This is a genomic window from Halomonas sp. ANAO-440, from assembly GCF_019915905.1.
GTDB classification, from domain to species: domain Bacteria; phylum Pseudomonadota; class Gammaproteobacteria; order Pseudomonadales; family Halomonadaceae; genus Halomonas; species Halomonas chromatireducens.
Map to the genome: position 1 here is coordinate 58,154 of NZ_JAHXBV010000017.1, position 23,684 is coordinate 81,837.

At 64.1% G+C, this 23,684-nt stretch carries 18 protein-coding genes; 6 read left to right on the plus strand and 12 right to left on the minus strand.

What is annotated here, in order from left to right; translation table 11 throughout:
• The first annotated feature begins 8 nt into the window (after positions 1-8).
• A complete protein-coding gene (locus KZO25_RS12980) occupies positions 9-455 on the plus strand; it encodes a group I truncated hemoglobin (protein WP_223137282.1) in 447 nt (148 codons plus the stop codon).
• Between the two features lie 76 nt (positions 456-531).
• On the opposite strand, the gene KZO25_RS12985 is transcribed toward KZO25_RS12980, so the two are convergent.
• The 5 genes from KZO25_RS12985 to rfaH all read right to left on the minus strand — a co-directional run bounded on the left by KZO25_RS12985 (position 532) and on the right by rfaH (position 3,687).
• Positions 532-1,626 (minus strand): sensor domain-containing diguanylate cyclase, encoded by a 1,095-nt coding sequence (locus KZO25_RS12985; protein WP_066446704.1) that lies wholly within the window; start codon positions 1,624-1,626, stop codon positions 532-534.
• Between the two features lie 50 nt (positions 1,627-1,676).
• A complete protein-coding gene (locus KZO25_RS20025; RefSeq protein ID WP_235588959.1) occupies positions 1,677-2,159 on the minus strand; it encodes a hypothetical protein in 483 nt (160 codons plus the stop codon).
• A gap of 183 nt (positions 2,160-2,342) precedes the next feature.
• Positions 2,343-2,459 (minus strand): cytochrome c oxidase subunit CcoM, encoded by a 117-nt coding sequence (gene ccoM, locus KZO25_RS20170; protein ID WP_305038517.1) that lies wholly within the window; start codon positions 2,457-2,459, stop codon positions 2,343-2,345.
• Between the two features lie 146 nt (positions 2,460-2,605).
• A complete protein-coding gene (locus KZO25_RS12995; protein ID WP_223137283.1) occupies positions 2,606-3,112 on the minus strand; it encodes a peptidylprolyl isomerase in 507 nt (168 codons plus the stop codon).
• Between the two features lie 35 nt (positions 3,113-3,147).
• Entirely contained in the window at positions 3,148-3,687 is a 540-nt protein-coding gene (gene rfaH, locus KZO25_RS13000) for a transcription/translation regulatory transformer protein RfaH (RefSeq protein WP_223137284.1), read from the minus strand.
• Positions 3,688-3,853: 166 nt separating this feature from the next.
• On the opposite strand from rfaH, the gene KZO25_RS13005 reads away from it, so the two are divergent.
• Positions 3,854-5,221, plus strand: a complete 1,368-nt coding sequence (locus tag KZO25_RS13005; RefSeq protein WP_223137285.1) for an AmpG family muropeptide MFS transporter — start codon at positions 3,854-3,856, stop codon at positions 5,219-5,221.
• A 129-nt stretch (positions 5,222-5,350) separates the two neighbouring features.
• Here the strand turns inward: KZO25_RS13005 and KZO25_RS13010 are convergent, their stop codons facing one another.
• Both KZO25_RS13010 and KZO25_RS13015 read right to left on the minus strand, forming a co-directional pair.
• Positions 5,351-7,168 carry an SEC-C domain-containing protein gene (locus KZO25_RS13010; protein WP_066446695.1) on the minus strand — a complete coding sequence of 606 codons (1,818 nt, stop codon included), beginning with the start codon at positions 7,166-7,168 and terminating at the stop codon, positions 5,351-5,353.
• Between the two features lie 104 nt (positions 7,169-7,272).
• Positions 7,273-8,517: an ABC1 kinase family protein gene (locus tag KZO25_RS13015; protein ID WP_066446692.1), complete on the minus strand. Its 1,245-nt coding sequence runs from the start codon at positions 8,515-8,517 to the stop codon at positions 7,273-7,275.
• Between the two features lie 166 nt (positions 8,518-8,683).
• Here KZO25_RS13015 and KZO25_RS13020 point away from each other — a divergent pair, with 166 nt between their 5' ends.
• The 3 genes from KZO25_RS13020 to KZO25_RS13030 all read left to right on the plus strand — a co-directional run bounded on the left by KZO25_RS13020 (position 8,684) and on the right by KZO25_RS13030 (position 12,281).
• Positions 8,684-10,612 (plus strand): DNA topoisomerase III, encoded by a 1,929-nt coding sequence (locus KZO25_RS13020; protein WP_223137286.1) that lies wholly within the window; start codon positions 8,684-8,686, stop codon positions 10,610-10,612.
• A gap of 79 nt (positions 10,613-10,691) precedes the next feature.
• Positions 10,692-11,582, plus strand: a complete 891-nt coding sequence (locus KZO25_RS13025) for a ketopantoate reductase family protein (RefSeq protein ID WP_223137287.1) — start codon at positions 10,692-10,694, stop codon at positions 11,580-11,582.
• 237 nt (positions 11,583-11,819) lie between these two features.
• On the plus strand, positions 11,820-12,281 hold the full coding sequence (locus KZO25_RS13030) for a hypothetical protein (protein WP_262489000.1): 462 nt from the start codon (positions 11,820-11,822) through the stop codon (positions 12,279-12,281).
• Between the two features lie 427 nt (positions 12,282-12,708).
• Here KZO25_RS13030 and ppc read toward each other — a convergent pair whose 3' ends face one another.
• From ppc to cysM, 5 genes are read right to left on the minus strand one after another with little or no spacing between them, the layout of a single operon-like run.
• Positions 12,709-15,357, minus strand: coding sequence for a phosphoenolpyruvate carboxylase (ppc, locus tag KZO25_RS13035; RefSeq protein ID WP_223137289.1), 2,649 nt, complete (start codon positions 15,355-15,357; stop codon positions 12,709-12,711).
• Positions 15,354-16,226, minus strand: a complete 873-nt coding sequence (mazG, locus tag KZO25_RS13040; protein ID WP_223137290.1) for a nucleoside triphosphate pyrophosphohydrolase — start codon at positions 16,224-16,226, stop codon at positions 15,354-15,356. Before mazG ends, ppc begins: the two co-directional genes overlap by 4 nt.
• The gene (gene relA / locus KZO25_RS13045; protein ID WP_223137291.1) at positions 16,223-18,514 is read right to left on the minus strand and encodes a GTP diphosphokinase; all 2,292 of its coding nucleotides are present in this window, start codon (positions 18,512-18,514) and stop codon (positions 16,223-16,225) included. Before relA ends, mazG begins: the two co-directional genes overlap by 4 nt.
• Before the next feature lie 2 nt (positions 18,515-18,516).
• A complete protein-coding gene (locus KZO25_RS13050; protein WP_223137292.1) occupies positions 18,517-19,932 on the minus strand; it encodes a TRAM domain-containing protein in 1,416 nt (471 codons plus the stop codon).
• 1 nt (position 19,933) lies between these two features.
• A complete protein-coding gene (gene cysM, locus KZO25_RS13055) occupies positions 19,934-20,830 on the minus strand; it encodes a cysteine synthase CysM (protein WP_066448761.1) in 897 nt (298 codons plus the stop codon).
• A 118-nt stretch (positions 20,831-20,948) separates the two neighbouring features.
• Between cysM and KZO25_RS13060 the strand changes: the two genes are divergently transcribed.
• Positions 20,949-23,666 (plus strand): ATP-binding protein, encoded by a 2,718-nt coding sequence (locus KZO25_RS13060; protein WP_223137293.1) that lies wholly within the window; start codon positions 20,949-20,951, stop codon positions 23,664-23,666.
• The last annotated feature ends 18 nt before the right edge of the window (positions 23,667-23,684 follow it).

Here is a 23,684-nt window from a genome sequence, read left to right on the forward strand (position 1 = left end):
AAAAGCGCATGAAAGCCCTGTGGACGACAGCCCTTGCAATGATGCTATTGCTGGGCGGCTGCGCTCAGCGCCCAGCCGAGCCCACACTTTACCAGCAGCTCGGTGGCAAGCCGGGGGTGGCCATGGTGGTCGAAAGCCTCATGTATCGCATCGCCGACGACCCACAGCTCATCGGCTTTTTCACCCACACCAATATCGACCACTTCGTCGCTTCGCTGGAAGAGCAGCTATGCGACCTGGCCGATGGCCCCTGCCACTACCAGGGCCCGCCCATGGATCGCGCGCATCAGCACATGGGCATCGACAACGCCGACTTCAACCGCCTGGTGGGCCATATGGAGCAGGCCATGATCGACGAGGGAATTGCTCTGGGGGCGCGTAACAGGCTGCTGAGGCGCCTGGCGCCATTACATGGTGAGATCATGCGTTATCAAACCCCGCCGCCGACCACCTGACGTACCGGCACACAGCCGGCGGGGCGAATGTTGCTCACGACGCGCGTTGGCTGGTGCCTGGCTGATTCCTTCAGCATCAGCTGCGTTCGAGCTTCAGGTCGCCGCTGTCAGCAACCACTTTCGCTTCTGCCACCTGCCACCCGTCGCGTCCGCCGGCCTTGACCCGGTAGAGGGCCTGGTCCGCGGCGGCATAGCCGGCATCGAAACCCGCCTGGCCTGCAATAAAGCATGCCGCCCCCACGCTGAAGGTGACGGTGGGTGAACCGGGATGTGCAGGGTGCTCCAGCGCCGCCTCACGCAGCTCCTTCACCAATCTCTCGCAGTGCCCTGCCAGTACATCATCGTCGACACAGTCGATAAGGGCGGCGAATTCATCACCGCCCATGCGATAGAGTCGTGCCTGTCTACCCAACGTCTCATCGATGAGATGAGCCAGGTGTCGCAATAGCTTGTCCCCGTCAGGGTGCCCGAGGTGGTCGTTATACTGCTTGAAGAAGTCGATATCGATCAGAATCAGCCCCATGGGTTGACCCTTGCTGGCCAGCACATCCTGATGAAGTGCGCTACGATTGCCAACGCCTGTCAGCGGATCGCTGAGCGCACGAGCCATCCATTCCAGGCTTTCCCGGGTGGCACGTTCGGCGCTGCGCCGATGACGCTCATGCATCCACCAGAAAGCCAGGCCTAGCACGAAGATGACCACGCTGCCGATCAGGACCTGCCCCTGATGTCGGCGAGTGTCTTCAACGAAGGCTGCCGTGACGCTGCTACGCCGATCCAGTTGGTGCATTTCGATTTCGGTGAGACAGCGAATCGGGCTCAGCAGGCTGTGGCGTAGGTCTCCGGGCAGCAAGCTCTCTCCCGAGCGGAGCTTCACCTTCAGCTCATCGAGCGCCGCCAGGCTCGGTCGCGTACAGCTGTACTCGTTGCGATAGAGGCCTATGTCAAACAGGCTATAGGCCAGTTCCAGATGAAAATGCGCGCGATCCCTGCCGTCATCGTCTACCGGACTTGCAAGCAGGATATCCAGGCTCTCCTGAAGGTAGTCGCGGGAGCGAGTGGCAAGCTGCTGACCGGTCAGGTTACCGGCCTGACTGAAGTAGGCGTGTATTTCGGGATAGACCCAGCGGGTCTGGTAGGCGATCAGCAGCATCAAGAGCGTAAAGCTCATCAGGCTTAGCCAAAGCCACCCCAGATGCCGTCTCCAGCGAGGGGCTGGTATCACGGCACCGTCTCGATACGCTTGATCATCCAGACCCAGTCGTTGAAATTGCGCAGATTCGCAGGATCCCGGTCACCGTAGTCTCGCTCGACCAGTCGTATCGGCCCCCGGTCACGCAACGTCAGGGGCTCTCCGTTCTGGTGCGTGACGAGGATCCAGTTGTCATCGTCCCAGCCACCTAGAGCGACGTCATAGTCATCCCAGGCGTAAAAATGCAGGGTCTCCGGCACGCCACCGAGATGCGCTACCAGCAGATCGCGAAATATCAGGCCGCGTATCGCGACCTCGTCCGCCAGGTAGGGGTCGAAAAAGGTGAACTCGACATCGGCCTGCTCACGCAGGTCATCGACGGAGAGATGGATCTCCTCATCGTTGTGCTGCAACGTAATCTGGTCGGGACTGGCCGCGGCAACGGGGGTAGACAACAGCAGGGTTGCTGCCAGCCATGCCGCCAGACAGATGAAAGGTCGCGAAGATGTCATGGGTGGTCTCCGTCCTTCGGGTGGGGAACGCTTGTTTCTTGTTGTTACCGACAGTTGTTACGAATCGTTGTTACCGGATTTTGCCAGAGTGTATCATGCCGACATAAAAATGCCGGCCCTGACGGGCCGGCTACTGGGGGGATAAAATCCCCCCTCCCCTGACGACTTGCTGTGCAGCTTGGCTCAGTGCTTCTTCTTGCGACGATGGTCGCGAATCACGAAACCGACCCAACCTGCCATGAATGCGATCATCATTGCGACGGTGACCAAGCCGAAAATAACTGCGTCATCCCAGTACATGGTGTTCTCTCCCCCGTCTCCAATGCGATGAGTGAACTGTAGCGCGTCAACGCCGGGGGAAAACTGACCTGTATCAATTTTGTATCTGGCCGCCCTCGAGCATGGCGCCAAATTTGATGCAGGTCAGTTTTTGGCTGCCTTTGGGCTCAGGGTACCTTGCGATCCTCTACTAGAGAGGGGTCGACATCCGGCGGGAGGGGATGACCCTTGGCCAGTTCGGCACGATTGGCCTCGCGCACCGAAAGAACCTCGAGCCGGTAGTGCAGGGTGCGACCGGCCAGCGGATGGTTGGTATCGATCTTCACCGTGTCGCTGGCGACCTCCAGGATGGTAACGATCTGAGGGCCGTCATCACCCGGCGTCTGGAACCGCATTCCGGGAGTCAGGTCATCCATGGGAAAGGCGGCGCGGCTCACTTCCTGAACCAGCGCCTCGTTACGTAGCCCGTATGCCTCGGCAGGCATCAGGGTCACCGTGAGTTGTGCGCCCTCCTGCTGCCCTTCAAGAGCACGCTCCAGCCCGGCCATGATGTTGTCATGGCCATGCAGGTACTCGAGCGGTACCGCTCTGGCCCGCGAGTCATCGAGCACAGCGCCCTGCTCGTCACTCAGCACATAGTGCAGCGTAACGACACGTTGCGGGGCGATTGTCATGGCTTTCTCCTTCATTTATCTGGGCGTTTCCTGACTCAGTCCTGGGGGCGCAGCTGAGCCACGGGCAGTACCAGTCGCTGCTGGCGGTTCAGCAGATTGAGCAGGACGATGGCACGCTCCTCGCCTTTGTGGCTGGAAAAGACCGCCTGGAGGTCCTTGAAGGGGCCCTCGGTGATCTCGACGATCTCGCCGGCGCGAAAATAGACGTTGGCGGTGGCATTCAGATCCCCGATCCCCTTCTCGCGCAGCGTGTCGACCAGGGCATCTTCTACCGGCAATGGCTTATCGCCGAATGTAACGATCTTAAGTACGCCGCGGGTGGAACGAATCGGACGCCAGTTGCTGGCAACGCGATCAAGGCGAATGAATAGATAGTGGGGAAACAGTGGTTCATTCAACCAGACCAGCTTCCCCCCCCGCTTCTTCTGCACCTCCAGCACTGGGTGAAAGAGGTCATAGCCCTGGTTCCCCAGATGCTCGGCGGCACGAAAGGACTCCCCTCCCTTGCACTGGATGACATACCAGCGCGGCAGGTCATCCTCGGCGTCGGCCGGTGGGCATGTGGAATCACTCATGAAGGGCTCCTGATCGAGATATCCTGCTGGTAACGCTGTCGGGGCTCTGCAACAATCGGACAGCCACTGCATGCCGCTCACCCCGCCGAGCGGTGGTCATTCTAACATTGTTAAGCGTTTTCGGGCGGCCCCCGGGGCTGCCGAGCCACAAGGAGCGGCATACCGCATGTCCATCCCTATCGCCCGTCGCAGCTGGCGTTCCGCCCTGGCCATCTATCTGCGTGCGCCGGTCATCACCATGCTCTTCCTGGGTTTCTCCGCCGGACTCCCTTTCCTGCTGGTTTTCTCGACGCTTTCCGCTTGGCTGCGCAGCGACGGGGTGGAAGTCGCCGCCATCGGCTTCTTCTCCTGGATCGGAATTCTCTACTCCATCAAGTTCTTCTGGGCGCCCATTGTCGACCGCCTGGCCCTGCCCGTGCTGACCCGCCGATTCGGCCAACGACGTGGCTGGATGCTTCTGGCCCAGGCCATGATCGCCGCCGGCCTCATCGGACTCGCCAGCCTTGACCCCAACCAGAACCTGATGCTGGTGGCCGCCTTCGCCCTGCTGGTGGCCTTCGGCTCGGCCACCCAGGATATCGCCATCGATGCCTTTCGCATCGAGTCCGCCCCGGACGATATCCAGGCGGCCATGGCGTCGACCTATATCATCGGCTATCGCGGCGGCCTGCTGGCCGCCGGCGCCGGCGCCCTCTACGTGGCGTCTTGGATCTCCTGGGAGGCCGCCTACCTGACCATGGCTGCTCTGGTGGGTATCGGTGTGATCACGGTACTGGTGCGCCCGGAGCCGGAGCGCCTTTCACTGACGACGCAACTGATCCATGAACCTCGGGTACGTGCCTTCATTCGCGCCAGCCGCGGCCAGCCGCGCCATCTGCGTCGCCTGGGAGCCTGGTTGATCGGCGCCGTGGTCTGCCCCTTCACCGACTTTCTCTCGCGTCACCGGCTCAAGGCGCTCTGGCTACTGGTGTTCATCGCGGTATTCCGAATCAGCGACCTGGCCATGGCCTCCATGGCCAATCCGCTCTATATCGACCTGGGCTTCTCGCTGGCCACCATAGCCAATGTGACCAACGTCTTCGGCATCGCCATGAGCATCAGCGGCGGTATCCTGGGCGGCCTGCTGGTAGCCCGCTACGGCATCGGGCCGATACTGGTGCTGGGCGCGGCAGCGGCCACGCTGACCAATCTGCTTTTCGCCGCCCTGGCTCTGGCCGGCCAGAGCCTGCCAATGCTGGTCATGGCCATCGTCGGTGACAACCTCGCCAACGGCCTGGCCAGTGCGGTCTTCATCGCCTTCCTTTCAAGCCTGACATCCCGGGCCTACACGGCGACCCAGTACGCACTGTTCTCTTCGCTGATGACACTGCCAGGCAAGTTCCTGAGCGGTTTTGGCGGTCTCGTAGTAGCGGCGGAGGGATACGCCACCTTCTTCGTCATCGCCACGGCCCTGGGCTTGCCGGCCATCGCACTGGCGATCTGGATCAGCCGCGACCCGGAGCTGGTACCGCGCCCCTCGGCCCCGGCAACCTGACATCGAGCGACCAGGCAACACAGCCTGGCCCGCTTGGGCAACGATAGTCTTTGAGACAATGCCAGTCTTGAGGCGAGGGGGGCAGGAGCGAAGAGTGGAAGAGCGGCCTGCTCAAGCAGGCCACGTAAATCAGCGTGACAGGTTGGCCTGCAGCCAGGCCAGGGCGCCGGGGGTAGCGCGCCACTGGTCGCGCATCAGGGTGCGGTACTGCCAGGCTTCGGCTCGGGTTCCCGGTTCGGCCACGCTATCCTGACCGGTACGCACGGGGCGAGGGTTGTCGGCGCAGAGCATGGCCAGGGCATGCGCGTTGTGACTGGTCACCTCTTGCAGCATCGCCTCGGCTTCCTCCTCATGCGATAGGCGATAGAGAGCCAGCGCCCGCCCCATCAGCATGCCCAGTACCGGCTCCTCCTCACGCCGCGTTTCGGTCAACGCCAGCGCCTCCTGGTCGCGTCCTTCTCGCAGCAACTGGTCGAGGACCAGTTCCTGCAGCCCCAGGCTGTCCTGGTCATCCAGCGTCAACAGCCGCTCGGCCAGTCGGCGAGAACGCTCCCTGGCACCGCGCTCCATACCCACTACCAGCGCCAGGCCGGTACGCAGCAGCACCGCGTTGTCGGCATTGTCCCACAGGAAGGGGCCGTCACCCTCGCCGCGGATGCGTTCGAGCCAACGCTCCAGGCGGTCGGCAAGCGGTTCGAACAGACTCGGTGACATCCACGGCAAGCTGCCGAAACGGCTGGTCAACGCCAGTGCCAGCGCCTGGACGACGCGGGGTGAATCAAGCCATTCTGGATGGGCGCAGAGCTGGCGCAGCCAGGTACCGGCTTCAACCCAGGGCTCCCCCTCGAAGCCCAAGGCACTCTCCTCATCGACTGCCACCTCGAAATGCACCTGCCAGGCGGCAAAGAGCGTGTCTTCCCGGGCGCTGCTGTGGTATTCCAGCCCGCCTTCATCGCCATGACGGATATCCAGCCCCGGGGCCGGCGGCAGCTCGGCCAGCAGGGCCTGCAGCGCGGCCAGCGGCTCCGCCAGGTCCTCCTCGGCGTTGAGCAACTGATCGGCCAGGGTGGCGCCGGGGTTTTCGGCCAGGTCGGCCAGGAACTGCATCTGGTCGGGCTCAAGCTCGCCCTGGCGCTCCAGTCGACGGAACCAGAAGCGCGCACGCTCCGCGGCCTCCTGCTCATGGCCTTCGTGGAGCAGCAGCATGGCTTCGATATAAGCCAGGGTAGGCGAGTCGGGAAGCGCCTGCTGGGCGCGCACGAAGGCCTCCCGGGCGCTGTCCAGGTCATCGCTGTCCAGGTGCATCAGGCAGAGACGCTCCAACGCCACGCCGCGCAGAAACAGCGGACCGCGGTCCAGCACCTCATCGAGCAGCTCGGCGCGCTTGCGGTTGAATCCGCGCTCCTGGTAGAGGTCAATCAGAAGCTCGAAGGCCGGCTCGGCCTGTACCGGTAGCCGCGACCAGTCGCCGCGATGAAACAGTGACTCCAGGATCTGCTGGGCACGCCCCCGCTGACCGGTCTCTGCGGCGATAAGGCCGGCTTCGAGCAGTGCCTGGGCCGGTGCGCGCCCGCTTGCCAGGGCTGCCTTCAGGGTCGGCCCCTTCCAGTCTCGCAGCGACAGCATCCACATCAGATGATCGGGGACGTCGGCAGGCATCGCCACCGCACCGCAGCAGTGCTTGGTCTTGCGCCCTGAATCACACCAGCAGGGCTCATTGCGCCCCGGGCGCGCCAGGGGCTCGCAGGCAAAGCCGGCACGTTCGAGCGGGGTCTGGCACCACAGCTCGGGAGCCAATGCCTGGGCCATGGCCAGGTCGCCACCCATCAGGACGGCGCCCTCTTCTCTCGCCCAGGCCATGAACGCAGGATACTGCTCGTCATCACGGATCGCCGCCAGCGCCCCCGAGGCAAAGCCCAGAAGCTGTTCCACCCATACTGCCAGCATCGCCGTCTCCGCCAATCCCGAAAGCCGCATATTCTAACAGGGAAGCGCCGCTTCATGTGGGTTGCGAACCCAGGCCCTGGCAGGAAGCCATTGGGCCATTCTCTTCAGCCCCGCGCCCACTCCAGTAATGGCCGGGTACGAGCATCCATGTCCAGCCTTGCACCGAGACGCACGAGATTCCAGTAGTGGCCGTTCAGGGTGCGTGACAGGAGCAGGATGTCTGCCGGGGGCTGAAGCCTGTCCATGGCCGCCCACACCTTGGGGCTGAGATCCCGTAACTGGCGATGCATCCGCACGTCGGCGAAATCCTGCTCGCCCGGCTCGAACAGCGGCGCCACCGCCTCGGCAGCCTCGCGATACAGCGCCAGGGGCGCTCCCTGCCCCTGACGTCCGCCAAGCTGTCGCAGGGCATCGTCCATGGCCATGGGGTCGTTGGCCAGGGCAGCATCGAGCAGCGCCATCATCGCCTTGAGATGAGCATCGGAGACCGGTATCACCGCCCCCAGGTCATAGATCACCAGTCGCCCCTGCTCATCGGCAGCGAAGTTGCCGGCATGGGGGTCGGCATGCAGCTCGCGGTGGGTGAACAGCTCTTCGGTGACCCAGTCAGCCAGCGTCGTGGCGATTCGCTGGCGAGTGGCATCGTCTCCCGCCTCCAGTTCACGCAGGGGCGTGCCTGCCACGTGGCGCATGGCCAACACCCGGGGACCGGAAAGCTCGGGGAGCGGCTCGGGAATCACCAGGCCGTCGAGATGCGCATAGCGTTCCCGGTAGCGCGCCAGGGCACGTGCCTCGGCCTGATAGTCCAGCTCATTGCGCAGGCCGGCGGCCAGCTCTTCGAACAGCGCATCGAGCCGTGCCTGGGGGACCTTGAGCCAGCGTCCTAGCCGCATCATGCGCCGCACCTGCGCCAGATCGCCCTCAAGGATCTCGGGCAGCCCCGGGTACTGCACCTTGAGCACCAACGTTTCACCGTCATGGGTGACTGCCCGGTGTACCTGACCCATGGACGCGCTGGCGAAGGGGCGCTGCTCGATCTCGCGAAAGAGCGTATCCGGATCGCCGTACTGCTCGACCAGGGTGCGCCGGATGCCCTCCCAGGGCATGGGCTCGGCTTGACGCTGCAAACGCGCCAGTTCGTCGACAAGATCCGGCGGCAGCAGATCGTCCCACTGTGCCATGATCTGCGCCAGCTTCATCGCCGGCCCCTTCAGCTCGGAGAGTCCCTCGAACAGCGCTTCGCCCAGCGCGCGCCAGTCGGCCTGGCCGCCGAGACGCGTGCGAATCACGGCGCCACCCGTGCGGGCACCAAGCCCCAGCAGACGTCGTGTTCTTCCGCGTTCGCGCATATCGCCACTCTCCTTTTGCTGTCTCGAAAAGGTTGCCTCGAAACGTTAAGCTCGAAGCGCCGGATCAATGATACAGGAATTGTACAACGATAAATCGGGTCGAGATCTGGCGGACAACCTCCATTACTGTAAGAATATCCATACCTTGAATTCCTGTGGCGCCGACATGCGACTGATCATTGCCGAAAAACCCAGCCTCGCCCGGGCCATCGCCGACGCCCTGCCGGGCAGCACACGTCGTGAAGAGGGCGCCCTGCACGCCGGCGACACCGTAGTCACCTGGTGTCTTGGGCACCTGCTGGAGCAGGCGCCGCCCGACGCCTACGACCCCGCCTACAAGCAATGGCGGCTCGACCACCTGCCGATCCTTCCCGAGCGCTGGAAGCTCGCCCCCCGCCCCAAGGCCCGGGGACAGCTGGCGGCGATCCGTCGACTACTGAAGAGCGCGCGCGAGGTGGTGCATGCGGGCGATCCCGACCGGGAGGGGCAGTTGCTGGTACAGGAAGTCATCGAGCACCTGGGCTGGAAGGGCCCGGTATCGCGCCTGCTGGTCAGCGACCTCAACCGTCCGGCGGTAGCGCGCGCCCTGACCCGCCTGGAGGACAACAGCCGCTATCACGCGCTGTATCGAGCCGCCGAGTCCCGGGCCCGGGCCGACTGGCTCTACGGTATCAACCTCACGCGGGCCTGGACCTTGACCGGACGACAGGCCGGCCACGATGGGGTGCTCTCCGTCGGCCGCGTTCAGACGCCTGTACTGGGGCTGGTGGTCCGCCGCGACGCGGAAATCCGCGACTTCGTCCCCTACCCCTTCCATGTGCTGTGGGTCGATATCGCCGTCTCCGGTGGGCAGCTACGCGCCTGGTGGCAGCCTGCCGAGACGCATCGACTGGACGAGCAGGGGCGGCTGCTCGAACGCCCCCCCGCCGAGGCCCTGGCCGCTCGCCTGCCCGGTGCCGAGGGCCACCTGGCCTCCCTCGACGCTCGCCAGAAGCGCCAGGCCGCCCCGCTGCCCTATTCGCTCTCGGCGCTGCAGGTGGACGCCGCCCGCCGCTTCGGGCTCTCGGCCAAGGGGGTGCTGGATATCTGCCAGCGACTCTATGAGCGCCACAAGCTGATCACCTACCCGCGCTCCGACTGTCGCTATCTGCCCGAGGATCATCTTGCGCAGGCACGCCGCACCCTGGAGAGCGCCTGTCACAGTGACGCCACGCTGCAGCAGTGGTTTGCCGGAGCAGACTTCACGCTGCGCTCCAAGGCCTGGAACGACAAGAAGGTGGGTGCCCACCACGCCCTGTCACCCACCGGCAAGCCGGCGGACCTGGGGCGGCTGGAGAAGGCCGAGGCCGATGTCTTCCGGTTGATAGCCCGCAATGTCCTCGCACAGTTCTACCCTGCCCTGGAGACCCGCGAGGTAAAGGCCGAGTTCGTGATTCTCGACGAGCGCTTTCGGGCCAGCGGGCAGGTGCTGCTGCAGCCCGGCTGGAAGCCGCTGTTTACTACCCGCGATGAGGCGCCGCCGCTGCCGCCGCTCAGCGAAGGAGAAGCCTGTCGGGTAACGGACTGTGCCGTCGAGGATCGCGAGACCCGCCCCCCGGAGCCCTTCACCGATGCCAGCCTGATCAAGGCGATGATGAATATCGCCCGCTACGTCGACGACCCGGCCGTTCGCCGCACGCTGCGCGAGCACGACGGCCTCGGCACCGAGGCGACACGTGCCGGCATCATCGAGACGCTGCTGGAACGGGGCTATCTGGTCCGTTGCAACAAGGCACTGCGCGCCACGCGGCTGGGCAGCGGCCTGATCGCTTCGCTACCCGAGGCAGCCTCCCGCCCCGAGCGCACCGCGCTGTGGGAACAGCGGCTGGGCGCCATCGCCGAGCAGGACGCCGACCCCGCCCCCTTCATGGCCTCGCTGATCGCCGACCTGCAAGCGCTGCTGGCCAGCGCCGATGCCGGACGGCTGCGCAGCGCCATGGCCGAGGCCAAGGGCGAGACAGGGCCGGCAGCAGCATCGCGCCGGGGCAAGGGCAGCGGCAAGCCCCGCCGCAGCAGGAACGGCACCGCGTCACCTCGCAAGCGACACACCCGTTGAATGCCAGGTCTCGAGGGCGTTTCCTATGCCAGGACCATGGTAATCTCCTGAGTCGAACGCGTGGAGGAAATGGCAACTTATGTCGACCGCTTCACACCTGATCGTGGGACCCGGGGCGCTGGGCCGGCTGCTCGCACTCCACCTCGCCGGCAGCCAACCGGTGGTGCTGGCCGGACGCAGGCCACTCCCCCCGGAGCAGGCCCTGCTCACCCCGGAGGGCGGGCACCGAATACACCGCCTGACCATGGCCGACAGCCGCCGGCTACCGCCACTGGCGCCCGCCTTCCTGCACCTGACGACCAAGGCCTACGCCACCGAGGCCGCCTATGCCAGCGTGGCCGCCCAGCTGCCACCGGCGACCCCGCTGGTGCTGTGGCAGAACGGCTATCAGGTTCAACCCAGCCTGAGCCTGCGTCACACCGGGCCGGTACTCTGTGCCTCCACCACCGAGGGCGCCTGGCTCGCAAGCGATACCCGGGTGGTACATGCGGGGCATGGCCTTACCTATATCGGCGATCTCGATAACCGTTACCCCGAGCTTTGCCGGGCGCTAGCCGCGACCCTCACCGACACGGGCCTTCAGGCCAGCGCGGTCGACGACATCCGCGTTCGGCTCTGGCACAAGCTGGCAATCAATGCCGCCATCAACCCGCTGACCGCCCGCTATCGCATTCGTAACGGCCAGCTGCGGGACCGCCCATTTCGGTCGATGGTGAATCAGGTGATCGAAGAGGTCGCCGCCATCATGGCAGCCGAGGAGATCCCGGCCCCGGAGGCGGGTTGGAATGAGCTGGTCTGGCAGGTGGTGGCGGGCACCGCCAATAACCGCGCTTCCATGCTGCAGGACGTCCTCGCCGGGCGTCCCACAGAACGAGAGGCCATTCTCGGGCCGCTACTGGCTGCGGCCAACCGCCACGATATAGCGGCGCCCTGCCTCATAGCGCTCGAAGCCGCTCTAGCCAAGCCCTGATAGCGATCGTTGATCGCCTGCGTGGCACAACGAAGCAAGGCCTGCTAGCCTGTTAGGGATATCACTATTTGAGCAGGGTCCTAGCAAAGCAAGAGTAGAGGCCGCCTGCCAAGGCCAGGGATCATGAAATCGGGTTTAACACTAGCCGTCGCGCTGTTAGCCAAACTGCTTTTCCTTGCGTCACCGCTCGTATCGGCTGACGGAGCGCCTTCCTATGCCGGTAAATCCAGCGAGCTCATGTATCTCGACAATGGAGTGGTACTGGAAGGGCGGGGCCTGGAAACGCCGGATGGCTACACCTCCGGTTTCCGCCTTACCGCCGGTTTCTCACCGCTGAACATGCCGCGTCTCGACCTAGGTGCCGAATTCAGCTACCGCGAGAGCGATGAAGTACCGACACACCTCGGCGATCAGCCAATGATCCTCAATACAACCAGCTTGGGGGGCAGTCTGGTGGCCGGCGTTCGCCTCGGACAGTTGGGGCTGTATGCCAAGTCCGGCTTCACCGAATGGGAGGGTGACCCGGTAACGCGCAGCGACGACATGCTGTTCGCTACCGCCGGCACCGCTCGAGTCCATGGCTTCGGTGCCCGCCTGCAGCACAACCGCCTCATCAGCCGCCTGGAATTCGAGGAGTTCGATGCCCCCAGCATGGCCCATATGAATCTGATCACGGCCTCGATTCACTATCCCTTCTAGCATTTCCGTTTAGCTTTATCCTGACGCTTTTCCTTCGACCTTGCCCCTTTGGCTTTCCCTGATGGCGGGCATGTCGGTATGCACGACAACAACCAACCTTTCAACCTCCGCCGAGGCGCCTATCGGCGCCAGTCGCGACGCGGAGCGGCGCTCCGACAGCGGCTTCATCCTGCCATGGCAGGCGATTGCCACCCTGTAGGAGTATCTTCAGATCACGACTGGAGGCCGAAGGACTCCCGGCGGTGTTGCCGACGCCAACGCGGCGGCCTCCACCAGGCGCCCGCTGAGTCTTATGCGTAATCAGGTGACTTCTTGACCATCGAAACACTTTAGTGTGGCTCAAGATTTGCCCGATGGCTGACTTTCTCGTCTCGACACGCCCGACCTATTGGCCGGGCGATGTCGTTTCTGCCTTGCCGGCGGAAACTCAGCCGGTATTGCGCAGACCCGCAGCGATACCCGCCATGGTCACCATCAAGGCGCGGGTGAGCTCACCGCTGATGGCGCCATCGGCATCGCGGTTTCGCTGCAGCAGCTCTGCCTGCAGGCCATGTAGGGGGTCGATATAGGGGTTGCGCACGGCAATGGCCTGGCGAATCAGCGGCGTCTGCTCCAGCAACTCTTCCTGGTCGAGGATCGTCAGTAACACTTCGTTCAGGCGGGTGAAGCGTTCCCGCAGGTCCTCGCCCAGCGCCTTCAGCGCCGGCTCATCCACCAGGCGCCTCTCGTAGTAGCTGGCGATAGCCACATCGGCCTTGGCCAGCAGCATCTCGAGCATGTCCAGGTAGGTGCCAAAGAAGGGCCACTGGTCACGCATCTCGCGCAACGTCTCCAGGCCACCCTCTTCCTCGAGGCGGGTGCAAAACGCTTCACCGCTCCCCAGCCATGCCGGTAGCATCAGGCGAATCTGGGTCCAGGCGAAGATCCAGGGGATTGCGCGCAGGGTTTCCACGCCCCCATCCTGGCGTCGCTTGGTGGGACGCGAGCCTAGAGGCAGCCGGCCCAGCGCGCCTTCCGGCGTCACAGCTCGGAAATAGGGCACAAAGTCGGGGTTCTCACGCACTACGCTGACATAGCCCCGGTGGGCGATAGCTGCCAACCTGTCCATCTCCTCGCGCCAGTGAGGCTCGGGGGACGGCGGCGGCAGCAGGGTGGCCTCGAGCACCGCACAAGCATAGATCTCCATGGAGCGCAGTGCGATGTCGGGCTGGCCGAACTTGAAGCGAATCATCTCGCCCTGCTCGGTAACGCGAAGACTGCCGTTCACCGAACCCGGCGGCTGGGAGAGGATGGCAGCATGCGCCGGACCACCGCCGCGGCCGACGGCACCGCCACGACCGTGGAAGAGCGTCAGCGAGACGCCGTGGGCGCGGCATACCTCGACCAGCCGCTCCTGCGCCCGATACTGGGCCCAGGCCGCCGCCAGCTGCCCGGCGTCCTTGGCCGAATCGGAGTAGCCGATCATCACCTCTTGAGTCATACCGGCTAGCGCCCGGTAGCCTGGCAGCGCCAGCAGGCGGTCGATCACATCGCCGGCGCGGTTGAGATCATCGAGCGTCTCGAACAGCGGCGCGATGGGCAGCGACACCTGGCCCCCTACCTCCTTCATCAACAACGCCACGGTCAAGACATCAGAGGGCTGCGCCGCCATGGAAATGATGTAGGTACCCAGCGCTTCGGACTGCTCACTGGCGATGACGCGAAAGGTGTCGAGCACTTCTCGTGTCTCGGCCGAACACTCCCAGCGCCGCGGAATCAGGGGGCGGCGAGACTCCAGCTCCGCCAGCAGGAAAGCCTGACGCTGCTCTTCGCTCCAGTCGCGGTAGTGGCCCAGCTCCAGAGCTCCGGTCAGCTCCTCCATCACCAGAGCGTGGCGACTCGCCTCCTGACGAATGTCCAGCTTGGTCAGGGTGACGCCGAATATGGCGACACGGCGCAGCGTATCCAGCAGCGCGCCGTTGGCGATGGTATCCAGGCCGACATCGCACAGCGAGCGATAACAGGTCAGCAGCGGCGCATAGAGCTGATCGCTGTTCTCGATGATGGGGCCTCCCTCGAAGCTGCGGCCATCGAGTTCCGCCTTGGCCCAGTCGCGGGTCGCCTCCACCCGTTGCACCAGTCGCTTGAGCAGTTCGCGATAGGGCTCGGCGACGCCACCCACTTCGGCGCGCAGCGCACTGTTGGATTTCCACATGGAGAGCTCGGCCTTGAGCTGCTCCAGGTCCCGCAGGTAGAGGTCCGCCGCCATCCAGCGGCCCAGCAGCAATACCTCGCGGGTGACCCGAGAGGTGACGTTAGGGTTGCCATCACGATCCCCGCCCATCCAGGAGGCAAAGACGATGGGGGCGGCATCCAGGGGCAGGCGCTCGCCGGCAGTCTCCAGCAGTAGGGTATCCAGGTCACGATGAAAGGCGGGCACCGCCTGCCACAGCGAGTTCTCGATGACGGCAAAGCCCCACTTGGCCTCGTCTACCGGCGTCGGCCGCTCATGGCGGATCTCGTCGGTGTGCCAGGCCTGGCTGATCAGCTCCTCGAGCCGTCCCCGGGCACGGCTCGCCCGCTCGGGATAGTCGCTGGAGGATTCGATGGTCGACAGGCACTCGTCGATGGCGTCGTATTTCTGAATCAGGGTGCGACGTATGACCTCGGTGGGGTGCGCGGTAAGCACCAGTTCGACGCGCATGTTGGCGAGGCTCTCCACCAGCTTGCGCGGGGCATGTCCGGCCTGCCTCGCCCGCGTCAGCAGCTCCCCCAGCATCGGTTGGCTGCCCGGTCGGTAGTCCTCCACCCGGCGGTAGCGGGCGCGATAGTGCTGCTCGGCGATATTGGCCAGGTTGAGGAACTGGTTGAAGGCCCGGGTCACCGGCAGCAGGTCGCGGTCGGGCAGCTTGCGGAGGTACTCGATGAGTTCACGGCTGCTCTGGACATCGCCCTGCCGGCCGCTCTTGGCATAGCCACGGATGGCCTCGATCCGATCGACGAAACCCTCGCCGAGATCGTCCGCGATGGTCCGGCCCAGGCTATCGCCCAGTATGCGTACGTTGTCACGCAGCGATTCGTGCAGATCGTCACTCATGGCCGGTCTCCTGAAGACAGTTCGGAAATGGGGGTGTCGTGCAGTTTGGCCTCCTGCCAGTAGTGCTCCATGGTGGCCAGGTCGACATCTCGCGTGGTCAAGCCCCGTGCGTTCAGCGCCGCTTCCACGTAGCGGAAGCGGCGCTCGAACTTGGCATTGGTCTCACGCAGGCAGCGCTCGGGGTCTGCCTTGAGGGTGCGCGCCAGGTTGGACACCGCGAACAGCAGGTCGCCCACCTCCTCGGCCGCATGGACGGTGTCATTCTCGGCCAGCGCCTCCTCGACTTCCTCGAGCTCCTCGCGGATCTTGGCGATCACACCACGGGCGTCGGGCCAGTCGAAACCCACCCGGGCGGCGCGCTTGGAGAGCTTGACGGCCCGTGACAGCGCCGGCAGGGTTCGCGGCACGTCGTCTAATACCGAATTCGCCGAACCGTCGGAGGCACGCTGGTCGCGCTCTTCGGCCTTGAGGCTTTCCCAGCGGCTGTTGACTAAATGCGTCTCAACCTGCTCGGCGCTGACGCCGGGCGGTCGGCGCGAAGCCAAGGTGCCCTCGGGAAAGACATGGGGGTGGCGGCGCAGCATCTTGTCGGTGAGGATGTGGACCACGTCATGAAAATCGAAGCGCTCCTCCTCCTTGCCGAAGCGACTGTAATAGACCACCTGGAACAGCAGATCGCCAAGCTCACCGGGCAACTCGCCGAAGGCACGCCGTTCGATGGCATCGGCGACCTCATAGGCCTCTTCCAGGGTATGAGGCACGATGGAATCCCAGTCCTGCTTGATGTCCCAGGGGCAGCCCTCTACCGGATCGCGCAGCACGGCCATCAGCGTGAGCAGATCGTCGATGCCGTAACGGCTCTCGCTCATTCCTTCTTCCCCTTGTTCTTTGGCCTCTGGCTCTTGGCCCCCTTGGCACCGCTACGCAAACGCTGCACCTCGATGACGTTGGAGAGTTGCTGAATACGGGAAAAGAGCCGGCCAAGGGTTTCCAGGCCGTCGACTTCCACGGTGATTCGCATCCGGGCGATGCCGTCACGGGTATCAGTGAGCGTATTGACCGAGAGCACATTGACCTTGTCATGGCTGAGTATGCCGGTGACATCGCGCAGCAGGCCGGAGCGATCCCAGGCCTGGATCTCGATATCCACCGGGTACTGGGTACGCGCCCGCTCGCCCCACTCCACTTCGATGACCCGCTGGGGCTCGTCGACGCGCAGCTGCAGGATATTAGGGCAGTCCTGCCGATGCACCGTGACGCCGCGGCCCTGGGTGATGAAGCCGACAATGGGCTCGCCGGGCACCGGGTGGCAGCAGTTGGCCATGCTGGTCTTGAGGTTGCCCACCCCCAGTACCGTAATATCGCTGCTGCCCCCCCTGCCAGCATCGCGCCGCGGCTTGGCCAGCAGACGATCGAGCTGCTCCTGGTCGTCGGTCTCGCCGAACAGTTGCTGCGCCTGGTGCAGCACCTGGCCGACCCGCAGGTCGCCGGCCCCCAGCGCGGCGTACATGTCGTCGGGGGTGGTGTAGTTGACCTTGCGCGCCAGGGTGTCGAGATCCATGTCCTCGACATCCAGGCGCTTCATTTCCCGCTCGAACAGCGCCTTGCCCTCCTCGAGGTTCTGATCGCGGGCCTGATGCTTGAACCAGGCCTGGATCTTGGCCCGGGCCCGGGACGTCCGGACGTACCCCAGGCTGGGGTTGAGCCAGTCGCGGCTCGGCCCGCCCTTGCTGGCAGTGAGGATTTCCACCTGCTGGCCGGTCTTGAGCTTGTAGGTGAGCGGCACGATACGTCCATCGACCTTGGCCCCACGGCAGCGGTGGCCCACCTCGGTATGTACCCGGTAGGCAAAGTCGATGGGGGTGGCGATTCGCGGCAGGTCGATGACGTGGCCGTCGGGGGTGAAGACGTAGATGCGATCCGGAGCCACGTCGCTGGAGAGGCCTTCGCGCAGGTCGCTGAAGTCGCCGACCTCCTCCTGCCATTCGAGCACCTGGCGCAGCCAGGCGATCTTCTCCTCGTAGCTGGAGCTCTTGCCGCCGGTGTCGTGCCCCTTGTAGCGCCAGTGGGCGCAGACCCCCAGCTCGGCTTCGTCGTGCATGGCGAAGGTACGGATCTGGATCTCGAGCACCTTGCTCTCGGGGCCGAACACCGCGGTATGCAGCGACTGGTAGCCGTTCTTCTTGGGATTGGCGATATAGTCGTCGAACTCGTTGGGCACGTGCCGCCAGCGGGAATGTACCAGGCCCAGCACGGTGTAGCAGTCGGCTACCTCCGGCACCAGGATACGTACTGCACGTACATCGTTGACCTGGGAGAAATCGATGCGCTTGCGCTTCATCTTCCGCCAGATCGAATAGATATGCTTGGCACGGCCGCTAACTTCGCAGGGAGAGATGCCCTGGGCTTCCAGAACACTCTGCAACGTGTCGACAACCTCATGAATATAGCGATCGCGATCCAGCCGCTTTTCGGCCAGCTGCCGTGCGATGGTCTTGTAGTCATCTTCATGCAGGTAACGAAAGGAGAGGTCCTCAAGCTCCCACTTGACCTGGCCGATGCCCAGGCGATGGGCCAATGGCGCATAGATATCGAATACCTCGCGGGCTACCTGCAGGCGCTTTTCCCGAGGGGCATCCTTGGCCTGGCGCAGGGCGCAGGTACGCTCGGCGATCTTGATCAGCGCCACGCGCACATCGTCGATCATGTTGACCAGCATCTTGCGCAGGTTGTCCTGCTGGTCGTGCTGCACCATGCCCTGGCTCGGAGTCTGGGCATTGCTGATGGCGGCCATCTGCAACACACCCTCGATCAAGCCCGACACCTCGCTACCAAAACGCTTGGTCACACCCTCGATGCCTATCTGGCCCTCACGTACAGCCCGATAGAGCACGGCCGCCTCCAGTGCCGGCTGGTCAAGCTTGAGCAGACCTAGAATATCGGCCATCTCGAGCCCCATACGGAAACTGGAAGCCTCCGGCAGCCATGACTTGTGGGGGCGCTCTGCCTGAAGGGCCAGACGCTGGGCAAGTTCGCAGGCCTCCTGCATCTCGGCCGGGTCACGCAGCTTGGTGTCTTCCTGCAACCGCGCAAGCCAGTGGCCGATGTCGACGTCACCCGAATCGGTCAATGGCTGGTCATCGCGCACTTTCACCATCTCTAGGCTCCTTGCGATGGTGGCTGCCGTTCGCAGTGCTCGAACAGCAGGATGGTTTCCAGATGCGAGGTATGCACGAACATGTCGGCTACCGCCGCACGGATGATGCGATAACCCCCATGCACGAGTCGTGCCGTATCCCGGGCCAGGGTGGCGGGGTCGCAGGCCACATAGACCAGCCGGGCCACCGGACGTTCCACCAGGGCACGGCAGGCCGCTGCCGCACCATCACGGGGCGGATCGAGCACGACGACATCGGGCTCTATGCCCTTCAACAGTGCAACGACCGCCGCCTCGCGGTTCAGGTCTGCCTGGCGGGAATCAACCGGCAACCCGTTAAACCTGGCGTTGTCCGCCAGACGCTCGACCATGGCGGGATTGCCCTCCACCGCCGTGACGTTGGCGCCGTCGGCCGCCAGCGGCAGGCTGAAGTTGCCGACACCAGCATAGAGGTCGAGCACCCGCTCGCCAGCCGTGGGAGCCAGCCATTCCCGTATCGTTGCGACCAGCTGCGCATTGACCGCCTCGTTGACCTGGAGAAAGTCGCCGGGGCCGAAGCACAGCTTGAGATCACCACCGCTGCCGGGCAGGCGATAGGCGAGATCGGGCGCACTGCCCAACCACTCGAACACGGGCGCGTCGCGCCCCACCAGGCGCCCCACTGCCACCCCATGGTCACGGGCGAACACCTGCCAGCGCTGGCGGTCGGCATGATTGTCTCGCAGCTGACGCACCACCACTGCGGTCACGCCATCGGCGGCGATCAGTTCCAGATGTCCAACCTGACGCGGCGCCTCCAGTTGGGCAAGCAGTACGCGCAACGGTACCAATAGCGCCTCCAGAACGCTCACCAGCACCAGGCAGTGCTCCACATCCACGAGGCGACTGGCATGGTGGACGCGAAAACCCAGGTGGACCCGCTCCTGTGCATCGACCTTCACGCCCAGCCGGGCACGGCGTCGATAGCCGGACGCAGTGCCTGCCAGCAGGGCGGGTGAAGTCGGCAGGGTGACGCCCTCTCGAGCCAGAAGGTCGGCCAGCACGGCCTGCTTGTGCTGCCGTTGGGCTGACACGGCCAGATGCTGGAGATCGCAGCCGCCACACTGAGCATAGTGGGGACAGGGAGGATCGACCCGCTCCGGAGAGGTTTCGAGGAGTTCGCGAACATGGGCTTCATCGAACCGCTTGCGCGAACGGTGAACCGCTACCTCGAGACGCTCTCCGGGCAAGGCACCATCGATGAACAGTGTCTTGCCGCTGGCAGAACGCGCCACGCCGCGGCCATCATGGGCCAGGCGCTGAACCGTGACCGCCGTCACCTCGGGGTCGGTCGTCCGTACGGGGGGCTCGCTCCGCCCCTGGAGGCCGGAGACACCCGAGCGTTGACGCGACGGCCGTCGCTTGCCAAGCATCGCCACGTCAGGCTTCCGGGGCAAACAGGCCGGTGGAGAGGTAGCGATCGCCACGATCACAGACGATGAAGGCGATCACCGCATTCTCGACCTCCGCGGCGATACGCAGCGCCCCTGCCAGAGCCCCCCCGGAAGAGACGCCTGCCAGGATGCCCTCCTCCCTGGCCAGCCGGCGCATGTGTTCCTCGGCCTCATGCTGACCGATGTCGAGCACCCGATCCACACGGGAGGCGTCAAAGATGCTCGGCAAGTACTCCTTTGGCCAGCGCCGAATACCGGCGATACTGGCACCGTCCTCCGGCTGCAGGCCTATGATCTGAATAGCGGGATTGCGCTCCTTGAGGTAGCGCGACACCCCCATGATGGTTCCCGTCGTCCCCATGGAGCTGACAAAATGAGTAATCGTGCCGTCGGTCTGGTCCCACAGTTCAGGACCGGTGCCGAGATAGTGTGCCAGCGGATTGTCGGCGTTGGCGAACTGGTTGAGCGGCTTGCCCTCGCCCCGGGCGATCATCGCCTCGGCCAGGTCGCGCGCCTCTTCCATGCCGCCTTCCTTGCTGACGGTGATCAGCTTGGCACCGAAGGCCGCCATGGCCTGCTTGCGCTCGCTGGAGGCGCTTTCCGGCATGATCAGAACCATCTTGTAGCCCTTGATCGCCGCCGCCATGGCCAGTGCGATACCTGTGTTGCCCGAAGTGGCCTCCACGAAGGTGTCCCCCGGCTGGATCTCACCACGCTGCTCGGCCTGTTCGAGCATCGACAACGCAGGGCGGTCCTTAACCGAGCCGGCTGGATTGTTACCTTCGAGCTTGGCAAGCAGCGTGTTATTACGGCCAGCCGTGATACGCTTGAGCCGCACCAGGGGCGTATTGCCAACCACGTCCGCAATGGTAGGAAAATGCATGTAACCGTCCTTATGGAAAGGTCTTTTCAGCATTATATCCGTGACGCCTCTCACTGGACAGGCATCCCGGGCAGCTGTGGCATACTGACTTGAGAAGTGCCGTGATAAAGGATTACCGATGTCGCTCGGAAACCGCTTGACGCTATGGTTGCTCTGCCTTCCGCTACTGGTATTGATGATCGTCGTGACGCTGGGCCTGCATCAGGAATCCGAGTGGCGCAAGTCGGCACTGCGTGATCGCCTGACTACCGCCGCAGAGCTACAGGCGCCGACGCTCGCCCAGGCCTTGATAGCCAATGATGAGGCGCATCTGGACAAACTGGCTCATCGCCTGCTCGATATCGAAGAAGCCCGTGGCGTCGGTGTCTATACCGAAGCCGGCATGACGATACTGGAGCTGGGACGCAGCCGTGCCCAGGTTGCCAGTGCAACGCCTCAGGAAACCCGGCTCGACACCCGGGGTGACATGTGGCGACTCATGGTGCCCCTCGACTTGCCCGAGCAGAATGGCATCGTTCAAGGGCTCGCCTGGTTAGAAATCGACATCGATTCACGGGCACTGGCCCTGGACCACTACCGCCGCCTGGCCAGTGCCGGCCTTGGGCTACTCTTACTCGGGCTGCTGCTGTTCCTGCTCGCCTCCTCGCTGGGACGGCGTCTGGATAGCAACCTGAACCGTGCCACCGACGCACTGCGACGCCTGCGCAATGGCGATCTGCACACTCGGCTGGCTGAGGAGGGCCCCCCGGAACTGCGCCAACTGGCCCATCAGGTCAATGCTCTCGGGGACAGTCTCGAACACTCTCGGGACAATATGCAGCGCCAGATCGAGCAGACCACCGCCGACCTGCAGGAGTCGATGGAAACCATCGAGATCAAGAACATCGAGCTCGACCTGGCCCATCGGCGCGCCCTGGAGGCCAACCGAGTCAAGTCGGAATTCCTGGCCAGCATGAGTCACGAGATTCGCACCCCGCTCAACGGTATCGTCGGCTTCTGTCGCCTGCTGGGGCGCTCGCGCCTCGAGGCGCGACAACGAGAATGGCTCGATCAGGTCCAGGTGGCTTGCGACAACCTGCTGGCCCTGGTCAATGACGTGCTGGATTTCTCGCGCATCGAGGCAGGACGCCTCGAGCTCGACCGCGCAGAGGTGGATATGGTGTCTCTGGTGGACGAGGCCCTGGGGCTTCAGGCGCCGCTGGCCCACCAGAAGGGGCTCCACCTGCTGGGCCTGGTCTATGACGACGTCCCCTCACCGCTTCGCGGCGACCCGCTACGCATCCGCCAGGTTCTGATCAACCTGGTACACAACGCCCTGAAATTCACCGAGCAGGGAGAAGTCATCGTACGGGTCATGGTGGAGGATCACTCCCATCAGAATCAGGTCCTTCTACGCGTCAGCATCAGCGATACCGGTATCGGGCTGACTCCTCAGGAGCAGCAGGACCTGTTCCAGGCGTTTCGCCAGGCGACGGCAGGCCACTCCCGGCAGTATGGAGGCTCGGGGCTGGGACTCGCCATCAGCCGGCAGTTGGTGGAGCAGATGGGGGGGCGAATCACGGTCGAAAGCGAGCCGACGAAGGGCTCGATCTTCGCCTTCAGCCTGCCGCTGGATGTCATCGGGGGCATGGAGTCGTTGCCCGAGCGCATACTCGACAGCGAACGTATTGCCCTGTACGAGCCACACGCCCCTACCCGCCATGCGCTCAGCCATCTTCTAACCCGCTGGGGAGCACAGGTGGTCGAAGTGCCCCAGCCCTCGGTTCAATCGCCGGCACCCGCACTGATGGTGGCCGGACTCCCCACCCTACTGACCGATAAAGTGCTGGAGGAGTGGCAAACCTGGCTGGACAACTGCCCCTGTCCGGTTCTGCTGCTGGTGAATGCCACGCCATTGGAACTACCAAAGCTCACCCTTCCCGCCGGTGGCGAGCTGTTGTGCAAGCCCATCTCTCGCCAGGCGCTGGCCGAAGGCCTGCGACGCTGTGGTTCGCTGCGTGGTGAGGTAGTTGTGGCACCTAACCTGAATCGACTTATGGTAGTGGACGATAATGCCAGCAACCGGCGTCTGCTGAAGGATATGCTGCAACGACCGGGGCTTTGGATCGAGGAGGCGGGTAGCGGTGAAGAGGCACTGGCCCTAGCCGAAAGCGAACCTTTCGACCTGGTTCTGATGGATATTCGCATGCCGGGTATGGATGGAGTAGAGACCACCCGAGCACTACGCCGGCTGGGCGGCTCCTGGACGCACTGTCCGGTGGTTGCCGTTACCGCCCACGCCCTGGAGGATGACCGGCAGCAGTTGCTGAACAGCGGCCTTCAGGAAGTCTTGATCAAGCCGGTGGATAGCCATGCCCTTGAAGTCCTTCTGCAACGACACTTGCGCATTACAGCGCCTTTCAGGCAAGTAGAGCCGGTGAAAGCGGAGCGGGAAGAGCAGAGCGAGGAGCTGGCTGTAGTTGACCTGGCCCTTGGCACTCGCCTGGCCAATGGTAGTGAATCCCTTGCCCTCGAGCTGCTGCAGGAGCTCGCCGTTTCACTTCCAGCCAGTGCCAGGGAGCTGCAGGCGGCCCTGTCAACAGAAGATCCTGAGGCCCTGCTGGATACGGTACATGCATTGAACGGCGCCTGCCGCTACTGCGGGGCGCCGGAGTTGGCGTTGGTGGCGGAGACCCTGGAAACCCGGCTGCGCTCGAAGGGCATGACCGATGTCGAGCCGTTGATCGACGATCTCTTCCGGGCGATGGACCGGCTGCGGGCCTGGCATGCCCAACAGCAGAACCAGCCTTCCCGTACGGCCAATGCCAGCGAGGCTTTTTCGTCAAAGGACAAATAAAGCCAAGGACACGTCAAA

Bases quoted from the DNA above. Each gene is read 5' to 3' on its own strand.
- KZO25_RS12980 (WP_223137282.1), top strand. From the start codon at position 9: ATGAAAGCCCTGTGGACGACAGCCCTTGCAATGATGCTATTGCTGGGC.
- KZO25_RS12985 (WP_066446704.1), bottom strand. From the start codon at position 1,626: ATGAGCTTTACGCTCTTGATGCTGCTGATCGCCTACCAGACCCGCTGG.
- KZO25_RS20025 (WP_235588959.1), bottom strand. From the start codon at position 2,159: ATGACATCTTCGCGACCTTTCATCTGTCTGGCGGCATGGCTGGCAGCA.
- ccoM (WP_305038517.1), bottom strand. From the start codon at position 2,459: ATGTACTGGGATGACGCAGTTATTTTCGGCTTGGTCACCGTCGCAATG.
- KZO25_RS12995 (WP_223137283.1), bottom strand. From the start codon at position 3,112: ATGACAATCGCCCCGCAACGTGTCGTTACGCTGCACTATGTGCTGAGT.
- rfaH (WP_223137284.1), bottom strand. From the start codon at position 3,687: ATGAGTGATTCCACATGCCCACCGGCCGACGCCGAGGATGACCTGCCG.
- KZO25_RS13005 (WP_223137285.1), top strand. From the start codon at position 3,854: ATGTCCATCCCTATCGCCCGTCGCAGCTGGCGTTCCGCCCTGGCCATC.
- KZO25_RS13010 (WP_066446695.1), bottom strand. From the start codon at position 7,168: ATGCTGGCAGTATGGGTGGAACAGCTTCTGGGCTTTGCCTCGGGGGCG.
- KZO25_RS13015 (WP_066446692.1), bottom strand. From the start codon at position 8,517: ATGCGCGAACGCGGAAGAACACGACGTCTGCTGGGGCTTGGTGCCCGC.
- KZO25_RS13020 (WP_223137286.1), top strand. From the start codon at position 8,684: ATGCGACTGATCATTGCCGAAAAACCCAGCCTCGCCCGGGCCATCGCC.
- KZO25_RS13025 (WP_223137287.1), top strand. From the start codon at position 10,692: ATGTCGACCGCTTCACACCTGATCGTGGGACCCGGGGCGCTGGGCCGG.
- KZO25_RS13030 (WP_262489000.1), top strand. From the start codon at position 11,820: ATGTATCTCGACAATGGAGTGGTACTGGAAGGGCGGGGCCTGGAAACG.
- ppc (WP_223137289.1), bottom strand. From the start codon at position 15,357: ATGAGTGACGATCTGCACGAATCGCTGCGTGACAACGTACGCATACTG.
- mazG (WP_223137290.1), bottom strand. From the start codon at position 16,226: ATGAGCGAGAGCCGTTACGGCATCGACGATCTGCTCACGCTGATGGCC.
- relA (WP_223137291.1), bottom strand. From the start codon at position 18,514: ATGGTGAAAGTGCGCGATGACCAGCCATTGACCGATTCGGGTGACGTC.
- cysM (WP_066448761.1), bottom strand. From the start codon at position 20,830: ATGCATTTTCCTACCATTGCGGACGTGGTTGGCAATACGCCCCTGGTG.
- KZO25_RS13060 (WP_223137293.1), top strand. From the start codon at position 20,949: ATGTCGCTCGGAAACCGCTTGACGCTATGGTTGCTCTGCCTTCCGCTA.